The sequence below is a fragment of the Amaricoccus sp. genome (genome assembly GCF_017993425.1).
Lineage (GTDB): Bacteria > Pseudomonadota > Alphaproteobacteria > Rhodobacterales > Rhodobacteraceae > Amaricoccus.
The window spans coordinates 33,592-49,397 of the sequence record NZ_JAGOMQ010000018.1; the positions used below are offsets into that span (position 1 = coordinate 33,592).

At 73.6% G+C, this 15,806-nt stretch carries 15 protein-coding genes; 7 read left to right on the plus strand and 8 right to left on the minus strand.

Annotation, left to right across the window (positions count from 1 at the left end; translation table 11 throughout):
• Positions 1-3 precede the first annotated feature (3 nt).
• From KBB57_RS10315 to KBB57_RS10325, 3 genes are read right to left on the minus strand one after another with little or no spacing between them, the layout of a single operon-like run.
• Positions 4-1,053, minus strand: a complete 1,050-nt coding sequence (locus KBB57_RS10315; RefSeq protein ID WP_290749517.1) for an aldo/keto reductase — start codon at positions 1,051-1,053, stop codon at positions 4-6.
• A gap of 1 nt (position 1,054) precedes the next feature.
• A complete protein-coding gene (locus KBB57_RS10320) occupies positions 1,055-1,402 on the minus strand; it encodes a TIGR04076 family protein (RefSeq protein ID WP_290749519.1) in 348 nt (115 codons plus the stop codon).
• Positions 1,395-2,144 carry a GntR family transcriptional regulator gene (locus KBB57_RS10325; protein WP_290749520.1) on the minus strand — a complete coding sequence of 250 codons (750 nt, stop codon included), beginning with the start codon at positions 2,142-2,144 and terminating at the stop codon, positions 1,395-1,397. Before KBB57_RS10325 ends, KBB57_RS10320 begins: the two co-directional genes overlap by 8 nt.
• Positions 2,145-2,271: 127 nt before the next feature.
• Here KBB57_RS10325 and KBB57_RS10330 point away from each other — a divergent pair, with 127 nt between their 5' ends.
• The 5 genes from KBB57_RS10330 to KBB57_RS10350 are packed head-to-tail and all read left to right on the plus strand — an operon-like array spanning position 2,272 to position 7,159.
• The gene (locus tag KBB57_RS10330) at positions 2,272-3,069 is read left to right on the plus strand and encodes an ABC transporter ATP-binding protein (protein ID WP_290749523.1); all 798 of its coding nucleotides are present in this window, start codon (positions 2,272-2,274) and stop codon (positions 3,067-3,069) included.
• On the plus strand, positions 3,066-3,812 hold the full coding sequence (locus KBB57_RS10335) for an ABC transporter ATP-binding protein (RefSeq protein WP_290749526.1): 747 nt from the start codon (positions 3,066-3,068) through the stop codon (positions 3,810-3,812). The genes KBB57_RS10330 and KBB57_RS10335 overlap by 4 nt, the downstream gene beginning before the upstream one ends.
• A complete protein-coding gene (locus KBB57_RS10340) occupies positions 3,809-4,720 on the plus strand; it encodes a branched-chain amino acid ABC transporter permease (protein ID WP_290749529.1) in 912 nt (303 codons plus the stop codon). Before KBB57_RS10335 ends, KBB57_RS10340 begins: the two co-directional genes overlap by 4 nt.
• Entirely contained in the window at positions 4,717-5,706 is a 990-nt protein-coding gene (locus KBB57_RS10345; protein ID WP_290749532.1) for a branched-chain amino acid ABC transporter permease, read from the plus strand. The genes KBB57_RS10340 and KBB57_RS10345 overlap by 4 nt, the downstream gene beginning before the upstream one ends.
• On the plus strand, positions 5,693-7,159 hold the full coding sequence (locus tag KBB57_RS10350; RefSeq protein ID WP_290749535.1) for an aldo/keto reductase: 1,467 nt from the start codon (positions 5,693-5,695) through the stop codon (positions 7,157-7,159). The genes KBB57_RS10345 and KBB57_RS10350 overlap by 14 nt, the downstream gene beginning before the upstream one ends.
• A 474-nt stretch (positions 7,160-7,633) precedes the next feature.
• Here the strand turns inward: KBB57_RS10350 and KBB57_RS10355 are convergent, their stop codons facing one another.
• The 3 genes from KBB57_RS10355 to rsmI form a co-directional block, all read right to left on the minus strand.
• Positions 7,634-7,969, minus strand: coding sequence for a chaperone modulator CbpM (locus KBB57_RS10355; RefSeq protein ID WP_290749537.1), 336 nt, complete (start codon positions 7,967-7,969; stop codon positions 7,634-7,636).
• The gene (locus KBB57_RS10360) at positions 7,969-8,889 is read right to left on the minus strand and encodes a DnaJ C-terminal domain-containing protein (RefSeq protein WP_290749540.1); all 921 of its coding nucleotides are present in this window, start codon (positions 8,887-8,889) and stop codon (positions 7,969-7,971) included. Before KBB57_RS10360 ends, KBB57_RS10355 begins: the two co-directional genes overlap by 1 nt.
• A 61-nt stretch (positions 8,890-8,950) precedes the next feature.
• Positions 8,951-9,790, minus strand: coding sequence for a 16S rRNA (cytidine(1402)-2'-O)-methyltransferase (gene rsmI, locus KBB57_RS10365; protein WP_290749638.1), 840 nt, complete (start codon positions 9,788-9,790; stop codon positions 8,951-8,953).
• 183 nt (positions 9,791-9,973) lie between these two features.
• Between rsmI and KBB57_RS10370 the strand changes: the two genes are divergently transcribed.
• Both KBB57_RS10370 and KBB57_RS10375 read left to right on the plus strand, forming a co-directional pair.
• Positions 9,974-11,158 carry a penicillin-binding protein activator gene (locus tag KBB57_RS10370; RefSeq protein WP_290749542.1) on the plus strand — a complete coding sequence of 395 codons (1,185 nt, stop codon included), beginning with the start codon at positions 9,974-9,976 and terminating at the stop codon, positions 11,156-11,158.
• The gene (locus KBB57_RS10375) at positions 11,148-13,976 is read left to right on the plus strand and encodes a [protein-PII] uridylyltransferase (protein ID WP_290749546.1); all 2,829 of its coding nucleotides are present in this window, start codon (positions 11,148-11,150) and stop codon (positions 13,974-13,976) included. The genes KBB57_RS10370 and KBB57_RS10375 overlap by 11 nt, the downstream gene beginning before the upstream one ends.
• Positions 13,977-14,460: 484 nt before the next feature.
• Here KBB57_RS10375 and KBB57_RS10380 read toward each other — a convergent pair whose 3' ends face one another.
• Together KBB57_RS10380 and KBB57_RS10385 are read right to left on the minus strand one after the other, a co-directional pair.
• Complete coding sequence (locus KBB57_RS10380) at positions 14,461-14,880, minus strand: GFA family protein (protein WP_290749549.1); 420 nt, start codon at positions 14,878-14,880, stop codon at positions 14,461-14,463.
• The gene (locus tag KBB57_RS10385; protein ID WP_290749552.1) at positions 14,877-15,800 is read right to left on the minus strand and encodes an ornithine cyclodeaminase family protein; all 924 of its coding nucleotides are present in this window, start codon (positions 15,798-15,800) and stop codon (positions 14,877-14,879) included. Before KBB57_RS10385 ends, KBB57_RS10380 begins: the two co-directional genes overlap by 4 nt.
• Between the last annotated feature and the right edge of the window lie 6 nt (positions 15,801-15,806).

Below are 15,806 nucleotides of genomic sequence, written 5' to 3' on the forward strand. Positions count from 1 at the left end.
CTCTCAGGCGACGCCCCGGCTCAGATTGTATTTCATGATCGACCCGTGGCGCCCCTCGCGGTCGCGCTCGAGGGCGTAGACGTCGCCCTCGAGCGGCCGGGCCTGCGCCAGCGCGGCCTCGATCGCCGCAAGGTCGCCCGCGTCGAGCGCGAGGTCGGAGATGGCGAGGTTGGCCGCGAGGTGCGACCGGTTGCGGGCGCCGACGATCACCGCGGCGACGCCGGGCCGCGCGAGCATCGCGGCGCTCGCCACCGTGGCGATGTCGCTGCCGTGGCGGTCGGCGACGCGGCGCAGGGTGGCGAGGAGGGACTGGAACAGCTCCCAGCCGCCGAGGTCGTCGATGATGAGCTTGTACTTCGTCAGCGAGCGGTTCTCGAGCGGCTCCGCCGGCTCCGGCCGGCCGAGCCAGCGGTCGCCGAGGAAGCCGCCGGCGACCGTGCCGTAGCAGAGGAGCGCGACCCCGCGCTCGGCGGCGGCGGCGCGGAAGGCCTTCTCGGGGCGGCGGTCGAGGAGGGAATACTGGAGCTGCATCGAGAGGAGCGGCACGCCGTCGTCGACGATCGCCGCCATGCGCGCGGTGTCGAAGTTGGTGCCGCCGACGTGGCGGATCTTGCCGACCCGGCGCAGCTCGTCGAGCCAGTGCGCCGCCTCGAGCCAGCCGGGGGCGGCGTAGTCCCACCAGTGGAACTGCACGAGGTCGAGCCGCTCGGCCCCGAGGCGCCCGAGCGAGCGGTCGATCACCCGCTCGACGTCGGCGCGGGTCAGCCGCGGCAGCAGGTCGAGGTCGGGAACATACTTGGTGTGGACGCGGATGCGGGCCAGCGCCTCGGCGCCGCGCAGGTCGGCATAGGCGCGGCGGAAGTCGCCGATCAGCTCCTCGACCCCGGTGTAGATGTCGGCGCAGTCGAAGGCGGTGACGCCCGCGTCGGCGAAGGCGACGAGGTCGGCCACCGCCTCGGCGTGGTCTACGGCGCCGTGGCCGCCGGCCATCTGCCAGCCGCCGCGGATGACGCGGGAGATCTCGTGGTCGGGAGCGAGGGCGATGCGCTGCATGTCAGGCCTCGGGCAGGGGAACGGCGGTGGTCGCCGCGTGGCTGAAGCGGCGGCGGCCGGTGCGGGTGATCCGCAGCCGCGTCGAGCAGTTCGGGTCCGGGCAGGCGATCTCGGCGTCGCTGGTCATCCAGTCGCGCCGGTCGGTCGGGCGCTGCTTCGCGGCGAGGAGCGGCAGCACCGCGGCGAGCGAGTAGATCGAGAAGCCCTGCCCCGGCGGCAGGTGCAGCATCTCGCCGCGCAGCTCGAAATGGTCGCCCGGCCGCGCGCCGCAATAGACCGGCCCGCCGGGAAAGACGACCTCGACGCGGAGGTCGTAGAGCTCGAAGCTGTCGTCGCCGGCCTCAGCCATCCTGCCCCTCCCGGGCGATGCGGTCGCGGATGAGATCGAAGGAATGGGTGATGTCGGAGACGAGCGACGCGACCGTCGCCGCGGCGTCGCGGCGCTCCAGCGCCTCGATCAGCGCCCAGTGGTGGTGGACCGCCTGCCTGCGCCCGACCTCCTGGTGGATGCGGGCGGCCCGGCGCACGTAGGGGCCGGATTGCAGCCACAGGCTCTCGACGATCGGGATCAGCACCGCCGACCCGGCCGCGTGGTAGATGTGGAAGTGGAAGGCGTGGTTGAGCTCCGAGGTGGCCTGCGCCCGGTCGGCGGCGTCGCCGGCGAAGACGGCCTCCGTCGCGACGGTAAGCTCGCGCAGGCCGGCGAAATCCTCCGGCCCGAGGTTCGGCAGCGCGAGGCGGACGAGCTCGCCCTCGACGAGGCAGCGGGCGCGGGCGAGGTCGTCGAGGCGCTCGCGGGTGATCAGCGGCACCCGCACCGAGCGGCTCGGCAGCGCCTCGAGCGCCTGCTCGGAGACCAGCCGGGCCAGCGCCTCGCGCACCGGCATGGTGCTGGTCTGGAGCCGCTCGGAGAGATCGGCGATGCGCAGCACCTCGCCCGCCTCGAGGACGCCGTGGATCAGCGAGCGGCGAAGCTCGGCATAGACGCGCTCGTTGATGCTCTCGCGGCCGATGGGGGCGAGCGAATCGCGCCGGCGGGTCGCGGCCCTCGGGTCGCCGCCAGCCTGCAACGCGGCCGCCTCTCCCTTCACCGTCGCGCCTCCCCCGACGTTTTCGTCGCGCCTGAAACTTTCTCCTTGCGCTTTCCCTTGTCAAGAGTGATCTTTGATCAGTGATCGAAGATCGCGAATCTGGCGAGCATCCTGCGAGGGAGGGGCCATGACACCGCAAGACCGGCCGACGGCCTCCGATGGGCCCATCGTCCTCGAGGCGCGCAATCTCGTGAAGCGCTTCAGCGGCCTCGTCGCCGTCGACGGCATGTCGCTCGCGCTGGCGCGGGGGGAGATGGTCGGGCTCATCGGCCCGAACGGCGCCGGCAAGACCACGCTCTTCAACCTCCTCGCCGGCGCCCTCGCCCCCACCTCGGGCGAGATCCGCATCGGCGCGGTCGACGTGTCGCGCGAGGGCCCGGAGCGGAGGATCGCCCGCGGCGTCGGGCGGACGTTCCAGATCCCCCGGCCCTTCGCCGAGATGACCGTGCTGGAGAACGTGCTGACCGGCGGCCAGTCCCAGGCCGGCGAGCGGGCATGGATGAACTTCCTCCGCCCCGGCGTCGTCGCCGCCGAGGAGCGCGCGGCGGTGGAGCGCGCCCGTTCGCTCCTCGACTTCGTCCTGCTGTCGCGGCTGGAGCGCGAGCAGGCCAAGGTGCTGTCCGGCGGCCAGCGCAAGCTCCTCGAGCTCGCGCGCGTGCTGATGGCCGATCCGCAGGCGATCCTGCTCGACGAGCCGGCCGCCGGGGTGAACCCGACCCTGCTGGAGCTGATCATCGACCGCATCCTCGCGCTCAACGCGCAGGGCCGGACGGTGCTCCTCATCGAGCACAACATGGACATGGTGGCGCGGCTCTGCGGCCGGGTGGTGGTGATGGCCGCCGGCAAGCAGCTCGCGCACGGCACGCCGGAGGAGGTCGCCCGCGACCCCGCCGTGGTCAGCGCCTATCTGGGGGACGTGGCATGAGCGCGCCCGCGCTGGCGACCCGGGCGCTCGTCGCCGGCTACGAGCGCGACCTGCCCATCGTGCAGGGCGTCGACCTCGCGGTGGCGCGGGGCGAGTTCGTCGTGCTCCTCGGCCCGAACGGCGCCGGCAAGTCGACGCTCGTCAAGACGATCGCCGGCCTCGTGCCGGTCCATGCGGGCTCGGTCTGGCTCGACGGCGCCGAGATCACCGCGGCGCCCGCGCACCGGAAGGTGCGGCACGGGCTCGCCTTCGTGCCGCAGACCGAGAACATCTTCGCGACGCTGACCATCCACGAGAACCTGCTCCTCGCCGCCAACATCCTGCCGAAGCGCCGGCGCGCGGAGCGCGTCGCGGCGCTCTACGCGATGTTCCCCGACCTCGCGGCGCGGCCCCGGCATCGGGCGGGGGCGCTCTCCGGCGGCCAGCGGCAGATGCTCGCGGTCGCCCGGGCGCTCGTCGTCGAGCCCTCGGTCCTCATCCTCGACGAGCCCTCGGCCGGCCTGTCGCCGAAGATCGTGCTGGAGGTGTTCGAGCGGCTGAGGGCGATCAACCGGGCGGGCGTCACCACCGTCCTCGTCGAGCAGAACGTCAAGGCGGCGCTCGCCATCGCCGACCGCGCCGTCATCCTCGTCGAGGGCCGCATCGCCCACGAGGGCCCGGCCGCCACCCTCGCCGACGACCCGATCATCGGCGAGCTCTACCTCGGAGCCCGCAAGGGCGGGCACGAAGCGAGGCCGGCATGACCGCACAGATCCTCGTCGACGGACTGATCGCGGGGGCGATGATCGGCCTCGGCGCCATCGGGGTGACGCTCACCTACTCGATCCTGCGCTTCGCCAACTTCGCGCATGGCGAGTTCGTGTCGTGGGGCGCGTATCTCGCGCTGATGGTCAGCGGCGCCCTCGGCTCGCTCGCCGGCGGGCTGACCACGCCGATCGGGCCGTTCTCCTTCGGCTGGTCGCTGCCGATCGCCGCCGTCGTCGCCGTGGCGCTGACCGCGGGCCTCGCGCTCCTCGTCGACGCGCTGCTCTTCGGCCCGCTCCGGGCGCGGCGTAGCGCGGTGATCATCCTGGTGATGGCGAGCTTCGGGGCGGCGCTGACGCTGCGGAACCTGCTGGAGTTCCTGTTCACCTCGCGGCCGGCCTACTATTCCGAGGAGCTGCAGATCGCGATGAAGCTCGGCGGCGGCATGCGCGCCACGCCCGACCAGCTCCTGAGCCTCGGGGTCGCCGCCGTGCTGGTGGCGCTGGTGCATCTCCTGCTCACCCACACCGCCATCGGCCGCTCGATGCGCGCGGTCAGCGAGAACCCGCAGCTCGCCGGGGTGGTGGGGGTCGACGTGCGCGGGGTGGTGCGCACGGTCTGGGCGCTCGGCGCCGGGCTCGCCTGCATGGCCGGGGTCATCGCCGGGCTGCTGATCCAGATCCGGCCGCAGATGGGGCTCGACCTGCTCTTGCCGCTCTTCGCCGCGGCGATCCTCGGCGGGATCGGCAGCGTGCCCGGGGCGATGCTCGCGGGGCTTATCATCGGCGTCGCCGAGGCGCTGACGGTGCAGGTGGTCGGGGCCGAGTGGCGCGCCGCCGTCGCCTTCGTGATCCTCGTCGCGATCCTGCTCCTCCGCCCCCAGGGGCTGTTCGGGAGGCCGGAATGATCCTCGACCTGCTCGGCTACGGCGCGTTCTTCCTGACCGTCGCCCTGACCTATGCGATCATCTGCCTCGGGCTGAACGTGCAGTGGGGGCAGACCGGGCTCTTCAACGTCGGCGTCGCCGGGTTCGTGGCGATCGGCGCCTACGCCTCGGCGCTGCTGACCACGCCGGACGCGCCGGACCGCCTCGGCGGCTTCGGGCTGCCGATCCTCGTCGGCTGGGCGGGGGGCGCGCTCGCCGCCGGGCTCGCGACGCTGCTCGTCGGGGCGCTGACCGTGCGGTTGCGCGCCGACTACCTGGCGATCGCCACCTTCGGCGTCGCCGTCGCGGTGCAGCTCTGCCTCCTGAACCTCGAGCCGCTGACCGGCGGCCCCTTCGGCATCGGCTTCATCCCGCGGCCCTTCGCGGCGACGGCCTCCAACCCGACGCTCTTCGCCTCGCTGAACCTCGCGGTGCTCGTCGTGGTCGTGGCGCTCCTCTACCTCGCCCTCGAGCGGCTGGTCCGCAGCCCCTGGGGCCGGGTGCTGCGCGCGATCCGCGAGGACGAGACCGCCGCCCGGGCGCTCGGCAAGGACGCCGACCGCTTCCGCCTGCAGGCCTTCGCCATCGGCGGTGCGATCATGGGGCTCGCGGGCGCGGTGCAGGCGCATTTCATCGGCTTCATCGCGCCGGACAACTATGTCCCGATGCTCACCTTCCAGGTCTGGGCGATGCTGATCGTCGGCGGCTCCGGCAACAACCGGGGCGCGATCCTCGGGGCTGTCGTGGTCTGGGGCCTGTGGGCGCTCTCCGCGAGCGCGATCGCGTCGATCTTCCCCGCCGACCAGCAGGCCCGCGCCGCGTCGCTGCGCATCGTGCTGATCGGCGTCGCGCTCTGCGCCATCCTGCTCTTCCGGCCGCGCGGCATCCTCGGCGAGGTGAGCGTCGTCTCCCGCCATGTCGGCGCCGGCCCGGCCCAATCCGAGAGGTCCCCCGATGCCGACGCCTGAGCGCACCGCCCTGAAGGGCGGCCCGACCATAAGCCGCCTGATCTGCGGCCTCTGGCAGGTGGCCGACCTCGAGAAGGACGGCGCCACCGTCGACCCCGACCGCGGCGCCGACGCGCTCGCCGCCTATGCGGAGGTCGGCTTCGACACCTTCGACATGGCCGACCACTACGGCAGCGCCGAGCTGATCGCCGGGCGGCTGCTGTCGCGCTACGACGGGGCCGACCGGCCGCTCGCCTTCACCAAGTGGTGCCCCGAGCCCGGCCCGATGACCGCGGAGGTGGTGCGCGCCGGGGTGCAGGAGCGCCTCGACCGGCTCGGCGTCGCGAAGGTCGACCTCCTCCAGCTCCACTGGTGGAGCTTCGAGCACCCCGCCTGGCTCGACGCGCTGCACGAGATGGACCGGCTGCGGCAGGAGGGGCTGATCGGCGCGATCGGCGTCACCAACTTCGACGCCGCCCACCTCGCGCTCGCGCTTGCCGACGGCGTGCCGCTGGCGACGAACCAGGTCTCGTTCTCGATGATCGACCGCCGCGCCGCCGGCCCGCTGGCCGAGCTCTGCCGCGCGACCGGCGTCCGCCTCCTCGCCTACGGCACGCTCTGCGGCGGGTTCCTCGCCGAGAAATGGCTCGGCCGCCCCGAGCCGGAGGAAATCCCGGACTGGAGCCGCTCGAAATACAAGCGCTTCATCGACGCCGCCGGCGGCTGGGGGCCGTTCCAGGGCGTGCTCGCCGCCGCGGCGGAGGTCGCCCGCCGGCACGGCGTCTCGCTCTCCAACGTGGCGAGCCGCTGGGTGCTGGAGAACCCGGCGGTGGCGGCGACGATCATCGGCGCCCGCATCACCGAGAGCGAGCACCGCGCCGACAACGCCCGGGTCTTCGGCTTCGCCCTCGACGCCGAGGACCGCGCGCGGCTGGAGGCGGCCTTCGCCGCCACCACGCCGATCCCGGGCGACTGCGGCGACGAGTACCGCCGCCCGCCCTATCTCACCGCCTCGGGCGACCTCAGCCACCACCTCGACGCGCTGCCGAGCGCCTACCGCGCCGAGCCCGTCCCCGGCCGCCCCGGCCGGCTCCGCGCCAGCTCGGGCAGCGTCTGGGAGCCGATCGCCGGCTACAGCCGCGCCGTCCGCGTCGGCGACCGCATCTCGGTCTCCGGCACCACGGCGACCCACGGCGCCGACCGCTGCGTCGCGCCCGGCGACGCCGGGGCGCAGACGACCTACGTCCTCGACAAGATCGCCGGCTCCGTCGCCGCCCTCGGCGGCAGCCTCGAGGACGTCATCCGCACCCGCATCTTCGTCCGCGACGCCAGCGCCTGGGAGCCCGTCTCCCGCGCCCACGGCCGCGTCTTCGGCGACATCCGCCCGGCGAACACGCTGGTCGAGGTCTCGAACCTCGTCGGCGACTACGAGGTGGAGATCGAGGCCGAGGCGGTGGTCTCGCCGCAGGCCTAGGCGGCGCCCCCCGGGAGGGGGTGTTCACGCGTGAAAATTGCCTAAGCCATTGATTCTTCGTCGCGGGCGATGAGCTTGCCCGCGTCCGGGCGCCCGAAACGACGCCAGGGCCGTGCATCCTCAGGGCAATCGCCCGTGATGCTTCCGGACGAGATCGGGCAGATGCTAACGGGCGACATCTCGACCATGATTATTTGCGCGCAAGTATATTTCGAAATATTTTGAATATAAACGGTGAAAATCATTGCACAGTTAGCAGCGCCGCATTTCGCGGCGCCGTTTGATTCACTTGAGGCTTGCACGCTTCCTGCCCCGGCCGCTCCGCGTCGAGCCGGGTGACATGCGCATGTCACCCCGCGGGCGCCGTCGCGGGACAGACCTCGCCGCCCGGGAGGGGCGGCGACGCGGGGAGGGAAGGTCGGGAGCTGAACAGCCGAAGCTGGTATGATAGCGCCGGCCGCGCCGGGCGCCGCGCTACGGCCGTTGCAGGCGGGCGCGGATGCGGGCGCGGACCTCGTCGGGCTCGTCGGCGAGGGCGGCGCCGAGGCCGCGGAGGCGGTGGCGGAGGCCGTGGATCTGGTCGATGAGCGACAGGACCATGCCGGCCGCGTCCTCGTCCATGCCGAAGTCGTCGGAAAGCTCGGCGAGGAGGCGGGCGCGGGCGACGTCGGCGTCGACGAAGGCGAGGCGGCCCTCGCGCTCGGTGGGGGCGAGGCAATGCGCGGCGACCCAGGTCCGCAGGCGGGCGACGGTCACGCCCTCGACCTGGGCCACCACCTCGGTCTCGCTGTAGTACCGGATCTCCGCCATCAGCTCATTCCCTTGCGCGGGTCGTAGGCGTGGTCCTTGCGCCACGTCTCCATGAACGCCTGAAGCCCGGGATCGATCTCGGGCGGGGCGACGATCCTCAGGCGGACGCGCTGGTCGCCGCGCCTGTCGCCGCGCTTCACGCCGCGGCCGCGCAGGCGCAGCGTCTGGCCGGAGCTCGCGCCCTTGGGGATCGTCAGGTTGACCTTGCCGTCGATGGTCGGGGTCGGGACCTTTCCGCCCAGGATCGCCTCGTCGATGGTGATCGGCAGCTCGATCTCGATGTCGTCGCCGTCGCGGGTGAAGGTCGGGTGCGGGGCGACGGTGACGGTGACGAGCGCGTCGCCGGGCGGGCCGTCGCCGAGGCCGGGGGCGCCCTTGCCGCGCAGGCGGACGGTCTGGCCGTCCTGCACGCCCTGCGGGATCGCCACCTCGAGCGGGCCGCCGCCCGGCAGGGTGACGCGCTTCGTCGCGCCGTAGATGGCGTCGAGGAAGCTGATCTCCAGCGTGAAGTGCTGGTCCTGGCCGCGCATGGAGAAGCCTTCGGCCCGACCGCCCGCGCGGCCGCCGCCGGCGCGGCGGCCGAAGAGGTCGGAGAAGACGTCGGACATGTCGATGTCCTCGAAGCCGCGGCTGGAGCGGTAGGTGGCCTCGGGGCCTTCGGCGTACTCGCGGTAGAAGCGGCGGTCGGGGCGCTCCTGGCCGCTGGCGTCGATCTCGCCGGCGTCGAAGCGGCGGCGCTGCTCGGCGTCCTTGAGGAGGTCGTAGGCGGCGGAGGCGGCCTTGAACTTCGCCTCGGCCTTGGCGTCGCCGGGGTTGAGGTCGGGGTGGCTCTCGCGGGCGATGCGCTTGTAGGCCTTGCGGATGTCGTCGGCGCTCGCGGTCTTGCTCACGCCGAGGGCGGCATAGGGGTCGTCGCTCATCCGGTCCTCTCGGTCGCGCCGCGTCGGGGCGGGCGGAGCCTCGCAAACCCGGGCGGCGGCGTCAACGCGCCCGCGCGGCGGCGAGCGCCAGCGCGCGGGCGTAGACCTCGCGGCGGGGCAGGCCGAGGCGGGCGGCGACGGTGGCGGCGGCGTCCTTGACCGAGCCGGCCGCGAGCGCCTCGGCGAGGGCGGCGTCGATCGCATCCTCGCCGACCCCGGCGTCGGCCGGGGGCGGGCCGACGACGACGACGATCTCGCCCTTCGGCTCCGGCGCGGCGGCGTAGGCGGCGGCGAGGGCTCCGAGGCTGTCGCGGCGGGTCTCCTCGAAGCGCTTGGTCAGCTCGCGGCAGACCGCGGCGGGGCGGTCGGGGCCGAGGGCGTCGGCCATGGCGGCGAGGCTGGCGGCGAGGCGGCGGGGGCTCTCGTAGAAGACCAGCGTGGCGGGGACGGCGCCGAGCTCGGCGAGGGCGCGGGCGCGGGCGGAGGCGCGGGGCGGCGGGAAGCCCGCGAAGAGGAAGCGGTCGGTGGGCAGTCCCGCGACCGAGAGCGCGGCGAGGAGGGCGGAGGCCCCGGGGGCGGCGGTGACGGGGAGGCCGGCGTCGATGGCGGCGCGGGCGAGCCGCCAGCCCGGGTCGGCGACGAGGGGCGTGCCGGCGTCGGAGACGAGGGCGACGGACTTGCCCTCGGCCAGCGCGGCGAGGAGGCGGGGGCGCATCGCCGCGCCGTTGTGGTCGTGGTAGGGCAGGATGGTCCGCGCGTCGCGGCGGACGCCGTGGATGTCGAGGAGCTTGCGGGCGCGGCGGGTGTCCTCGGCGGCGAGGATGTCGGCGCCGGCGAGGATGTCGAGCGCCCGCAGCGTGACGTCGCGGGCGGCCCCGATCGGCGTGGCGACGAGGTGCAGCCCCGGGGGGACGCGGCCGCCGGCCGCCGGGAGGTCGAGGTCCGCGGGGGCCGCCTCGGGCGTGTCCTGCGGCGCGGCGCCATCGTCCTTTCGCAAGTTTACTTTCCCCGCCCGACGCCCTAGCCTCCCGCCCGACCGGGACGGAAGCCCGATCTGACGGAAGAGCGAGGGTCTGCGCGCGCCATGAAGCTGTCAACCGTCGTCTCCGCCGTCTCGCGGCGCAGCTTCGCGCTCGGCGCGGCGCTGCTGCTCCTCGCCGCCTGCGAAACCGGCCCGGCCATCCGTGGCGGCGGCGGGCCGTCGGTCGACCCGAACGCGCAGGTGAAGGTGGCGCTGCTGGCGCCGCAGACCGCGGGCGACCCCGCGCTCCAGCGCATCGCCCGCGACCTCGTCAACGCCGCTCAGCTGGCGCGGGCCGACCTGCGCAACGCCGACGTCGATCTGCAGGTCTACGACACCCGCGGCACCTTCGAGGGCGGGCAGTCGGCCGCGACGCAGGCGGTGGCGGGCGGGGCGCAGATCATCCTCGGGCCGCTGCTCAGCGTCGAGGCGGCGGGCGCGCAGCCGCCGGCGGCCTCGGCCGGGCTCAGCATGCTGACCTTCAGCAACAACCCCTCGGTCGCCGGGCCGGGAACCTACCTCCTCGGGGTGACGCCGGGCAACTCGGCGAGCGCGCTGGCGGGGTTCGCGCTCGGGCGCGGGCTGTCGCGGTTCGGCGTGCTCTACGTGCAGGGCGAGGCCGACGAGGTGATCCGCGACAGCGTCGTCTCGGCGGTGAACGCGGCCGGCGGGCAGGTCGTGTCGACGCAGGCCTATCCCTATTCGCAGCAGGGCGTCGGCGACACCGTGGCGGTGATGTCGGTGGCGCTGCAGAACGCCGGCGCCAACGCGGTGTTCCTGACCGAGCGGTCGACGGCGGGGCTGGTCGCCGACGGGCTGCGCGGCAACGGGCTCTCGGCGGAGCAGGCGCTGCTGCTCGGGCTCCAGCCCTGGGGCGGCGACGCCGACACGCTGGCGCGGCCGAGCCTGCAGGGCGCGGTCTACGCGGCGCCGGACCCGCAGCTGCTCTCGGCCTTCCAGGGGCGCTACGCCGCCGCCTATGGCGAGCAGCCGCACGAGCTCGCCGTGCTCGCCTATGACGGCGTGGCGGCGATCGGGGCGCTGATCGCCGAGGCGCGGGCGCAGGGCGGCTCGCCGTTCTCGCCGGCGCGGCTGACCCAGCCGCAGGGCTTCGCCGGCGCCAACGGCGCGTTCCGCTTCCAGCAGAACGGCCTCAGCCAGCGCAACCTCGCGATCGTCGAGGTGCGGAACGGCGCGGCCGTGGTGGTCTCGCGCGCCGCGCGCGGCTTCGGCGGCCTTGGCAACTGACGCGGCGGCCCGCGCGGACGTCGCGCCGCCGGACTGGCCCGGGATCTGCGCCGGCCCGGCGGCCATCCTCGACGTCGCCGGCGCGCAGGCGGCGATCTCGGCCGCCGCCTCGGGCGCGGCGGACCGGACCGACCGGCGGCCGCGGGCGGTCGCGGCGTTGCGCGAGGCCCATGCCGAGGGCCGCGCCCACATCGCCGCCGCGGTCGCCGCGGCGCCGACCGAGGCGCACCGGGCGATCCACGACTACGCCTGGCTGACCGACCGGATCGTCACCCTGACGCTCGACCTCGCCTTCAACTGGCTGCACCCGCTCGCCAACCCGACCTCGACGGAGCGGGTCGCCGCCATCGCCACCGGCGGCTACGGCCGCGGCGAGATGGCGCCCTTCTCCGACATCGACCTCCTGTTCCTCACCCCCTACAAGCAGACCGCCTGGGGCGAGAGCCTGATCGAGAGCGTGCTCTACTGCCTGTGGGACCTGCGGCTGAAGGTCGGGCACGCGGCGCGGACGGTGGACGACTGCATCCGGCTGGGGCGGCAGGACCTGACGATCCGCACCTCGCTCCTCGAGAACCGCTACGTCTGGGGCGACGCGGCGCTGGCGGCGACGCTGTCGGACCGGCTGTGGACGGAGCTTTTCGCCAATACCGGCCCGGAGTTCGTCGAGGCGAAGCTCGTCGAGCGCGCCGACCGCCACACCCGCCAAGGCGCCTCGCGCTACCTGCTCGAGCCGAACGTCAAGGAGGGCAAGGGCGGCCTGCGCGACCTCCAGACGCTGTTCTGGATCACCAAGTACCTCTACCGCGGCGCCACGCCGGCGGATCTCGTCGAGCTCGGGGTGTTCACGCCGGAGGAGCACCGCATCTTCGCCGACGCCGAGGCGTTCCTGTGGATGACGCGGGTGCATCTGCACCTGATCAACAACCGCGCCACCGAGCAGCTCACCTTCGACGCCCAGGTCGAGATCGCCGCGACGCTCGGCTACACGCCGACCGAGGGCCAGCGCTCGGTCGAGCGGTTCATGCAGCGCTACTTCACCCATGCGAAGCACGTGGGCGACCTCACCCGCATCTTCCTCGCCGGGCTGGAGGCGCGGCACGTGCGGCCGAAGCCCTCCTTCGGGCAGACGCTGAAGAACGTGTTCTCGATCGGCCGCGACCCGCAGGCGGCGCCGGGCTACCGGCTGAAGCACGGGCGGCTCGACATCGCCGACCCGGAGCGGTTCCTCGCCGACCCGGTCAACCTGCTGCGGCTCTTCGAGGTCGGCTCGGCGAGCGACGCGCCGATCCATCCCGACGCGCTGCGGCTGGTCGCCGCCAACCTCGCGCTGGTCGACGACACGGTGCGCACGGACCCGGAGGCGAACCGCATCTTCCTCGCGCTGCTGACCGGGCACAACAACCCGGAGCGGGCGCTCCGGCTGATGAACGAGGTGGGGCTCCTCGGCGCCTTCATCCCGGAATTCGGCCGGGTGGTCGCGATGATGCAGTTCAACATGTACCACCATTACACGGTGGACGAGCACACGATCCGGGCGATCTCGACGCTGAGCCAGATCAGCCGGGGCGAGCTCAACGACGAGCTGCCGGTCGCCTCTGGGATCGTCGAGCGCGGCGTGAACCGGCGCGTGCTCTACGTGGCGCTGCTGATCCACGACCTCGGCAAGGGATCGGGCAAGGACCATTCGCTGGTGGGGGCGGGGATCGCGCGGACGCTGTGCCCGCGGCTCGGGCTCGACGCCGAGGAGAGCACGCTGGTCGAGTGGCTGGTCAAGCATCACCTGATGATGTCGGACGTCGCCCAGCGCCGCGACCTCGCCGACCCGCGCACCGTGCGCGACTTCGCCGCCGCGGTGCAGAGCCCGTCGCGGCTGCGGCTGCTGACCGTGCTGACGGTCTGCGACATCCGCGGGGTGGGGCCGGGCATCTGGAACAACTGGAAGGCGATGCTGCTGCGGGCGCTCTATGCCGAGACGATCGAGCACCTGACCGGCGGCAGCCAGGCGCAGAGCGGGCCGGAGCGCGAGGCGGCGGCCAAGGAGGCGCTGGCGGGCGAGCTGGCCGGCTGGCCGCCCGACGCCGTCGCCGCCGAGCAGGCGCGGCACTACACGCCCTACTGGCTGGGGTTCGACCCGCGCACCCACGCGATCTTCGCCGGGCTGATCGAGCGGCTCGCGGGGGGCGAGGAGCCGGCGATGCATGTCGAGCCCGCCGAGGAGCGCGACGCGACGCAGGTCTGCTTCGTGATGTCGGACCATCCCGGCATCTTCGCGCGGCTCGCGGGCGCGCTGGCGCTCGCGGGGGCGAACGTGGTCGACGCGCGGACCTACACCTCGTCGGACGGCATCGCGACGGCGGCGTTCTGGATCCAGGACCGCGAGGGCAAGCCCTACGAGCATTCGCGGATGGCGCGGCTGCGCACGGCCGTGCTGCGCACGCTGAAGGGCGAGATCGTCGCCCGCGACGCGTTGCGCGACAAGGACAAGGTGAAGCGCCGCGAGCGCGACTTCGACGTGCCGACCCGGGTGAGCTTCGACAACGAGGGGTCGGACATCTACACGATCATCGAGGTCGAGACGCGCGACCGGCCCGGGCTGCTCTTCGACCTCGCCCGGACGCTGACGGCGAACAACATCTCCATCGCCTCGGCGATCATCGCCACCTACGGCGAGCAGGCGGTGGACGTGTTCTACGTGAAGGACCTGTTCGGGCTGAAGCTCTTCGCCGAGTCGAAGCGGCGCACCCTCGCCACCCGGCTGCGCGCCGCCATCACGCCCCCGCCTGCGGCCGGGGCCGAGGCGGGCGAGCCGTCGGCGTAGGGGGGCCCGCCGCAGGCCCGTCGACACGGGATCCGGCTGTTCGGTTCCGACCTTCCCTCCCCGCGTCGCCGCCCCTCCCGAGCGGCGAGGGTCCGTCCCGCGACGGCGCCCGCCGGGCGACATGCGCATGTCACCCGGCTCGACGCGGACCGGTAGCGGCGGGGACGGCGGAACCTCGAAGTGAGTCGAACGGCGCCGCGAAATGCGGCGCCGATAACGATGCGATGATTTTCACCGCTCATATTCAAAATATTTTGAAATATATTTGCGCGTAAATTCCAGTAACAGGCAGGCGCGCCGGAAGTTCTTTTAATGCGCTATTCCTCATCCGATCAACATCAACGTGCTCGGGCTCGTCGATCCCACGGCCAAGCGGCTCAACCGCCGACACGAAAGACCAGGCCCCAAGGCCGTCCGAGGCGACCAACCTGCGCCTGTACGAAAGGGTTGGCAGAGCCCTTCCGGGCGACCCGGCCCGTCGATTTCAGGGATCGATGGGCGACGGGACGCCTTCGGCGAAGGCCGGCAGGCTGGGGTCGGTCGGGGCCCAGGACAGGCGGTGCGAGAGCCAGGTCTCGCAGACGGGCGGCGCGGCCTCGGGGTCGTCGAGGCTGGCGAGGGTGACGTCGATGGTGTGGGGCTCGCCCTGCCAGGTCAGGCTGGCCCCGCAGGCGGCGCAGTGGGCGCGGGCGACGCCGGGCGAGGAGGCATGGCGCGCCGGGGCGGCGGCGGTCCAGGCGAAGGCGGCGCCGGGGAACGTCCCCCAGGCGACGGACTGCGCCCCGGCGGCGCGGCGGCAGGTGGCGCAGTGGCAGATCAGGGTCACGAGCGGCGCGGCCTCGATCCGGTAGCGGACCGCGCCGCAGAGGCAGCCGCCGGTCAGGACCGGGGCGGGCCGCGTCACGAGGCGGCCCGCCAGGCGGCGAGGATGGCGCGGCCGGTCATCAGGTCGAGATGGGCGCCGCCGCCGTTCTTGAAGAGGGTGATCTCGTCGGGAGCGCGGCGGCCGACCCGGCCGGCGACGAGATCGTGCAGGTCGCCGAGCACCCGGTCGCGCGAGATGACGCCGCGGGTCAGCGGATCCTTCAGCTCGCCGATATGGTCGAGGGTGGTGTCGCGGCTGTCGACGAAGATGCGGGCCCGCCGCAGGCAGTCGTCGTCCGCCTCGCGCATGTCGGCGCGGTAGGCCCCGATCAGGTCGAGGTGCTGGCCCGGGCGGAGCCACGCCCCGTGCAGGACGGGCTCGGTCGCCATGGTGGCGGTCGCGACGATGTCGGCCTCCGCGACCGCGGCGGGGAGGTCCTCGACGGCCTCGGCCGCCTTGGCGGCGGCGAGGCGGCGGGCGGCCTCCGGGGTGCGGTTCCAGATCGACACGGCGAGGTCGGGAAAGCCGGCGCGGTAGGCGTCGACGAGCGAGGCGGCGACGGAGCCGGCGCCGAGGATCAGGAGCCGCCGCGCGTCGGGGCGGGCGAGCAGGCGCGCGCCGAGGAGCGAGTCGGCGGCGGTCTTCCACCGGGTGACCAGCGCGCTGTCGACGATCGCCTCGACGGCCCCGGTGGCGTCTTCGAAGAGCAGGAGCGCGCCGTTGACGCTCGGCAGGCCGCGGCCCGGGTTGGCGGGGACGACGGTCACCGAGTTGGTCGCCGCGCCGAGGCCGTCCACCCAGGCCGAGCGGGTGAGCAGGGTGTCCTCGCCGCGGCGCAGGAGCAGGTCGGCCAGCGCCGGGCGGTGGCGGCGGTGGCCCTCGGCCAGCGCCCCGGTCATCGCCAGCCAGTCGAGGCGGTCCTCGACGTCCCCGGCGGCGATGACCGGGATGGCGGCCACGGCGGC

Bases quoted from the DNA above. Each gene is read 5' to 3' on its own strand.
- KBB57_RS10315 (WP_290749517.1), bottom strand. From the start codon at position 1,053: ATGCAGCGCATCGCCCTCGCTCCCGACCACGAGATCTCCCGCGTCATC.
- KBB57_RS10320 (WP_290749519.1), bottom strand. From the start codon at position 1,402: ATGGCTGAGGCCGGCGACGACAGCTTCGAGCTCTACGACCTCCGCGTC.
- KBB57_RS10330 (WP_290749523.1), top strand. From the start codon at position 2,272: ATGACACCGCAAGACCGGCCGACGGCCTCCGATGGGCCCATCGTCCTC.
- KBB57_RS10335 (WP_290749526.1), top strand. From the start codon at position 3,066: ATGAGCGCGCCCGCGCTGGCGACCCGGGCGCTCGTCGCCGGCTACGAG.
- KBB57_RS10340 (WP_290749529.1), top strand. From the start codon at position 3,809: ATGACCGCACAGATCCTCGTCGACGGACTGATCGCGGGGGCGATGATC.
- KBB57_RS10345 (WP_290749532.1), top strand. From the start codon at position 4,717: ATGATCCTCGACCTGCTCGGCTACGGCGCGTTCTTCCTGACCGTCGCC.
- KBB57_RS10350 (WP_290749535.1), top strand. From the start codon at position 5,693: ATGCCGACGCCTGAGCGCACCGCCCTGAAGGGCGGCCCGACCATAAGC.
- KBB57_RS10355 (WP_290749537.1), bottom strand. From the start codon at position 7,969: ATGGCGGAGATCCGGTACTACAGCGAGACCGAGGTGGTGGCCCAGGTC.
- KBB57_RS10360 (WP_290749540.1), bottom strand. From the start codon at position 8,889: ATGAGCGACGACCCCTATGCCGCCCTCGGCGTGAGCAAGACCGCGAGC.
- KBB57_RS10370 (WP_290749542.1), top strand. From the start codon at position 9,974: ATGAAGCTGTCAACCGTCGTCTCCGCCGTCTCGCGGCGCAGCTTCGCG.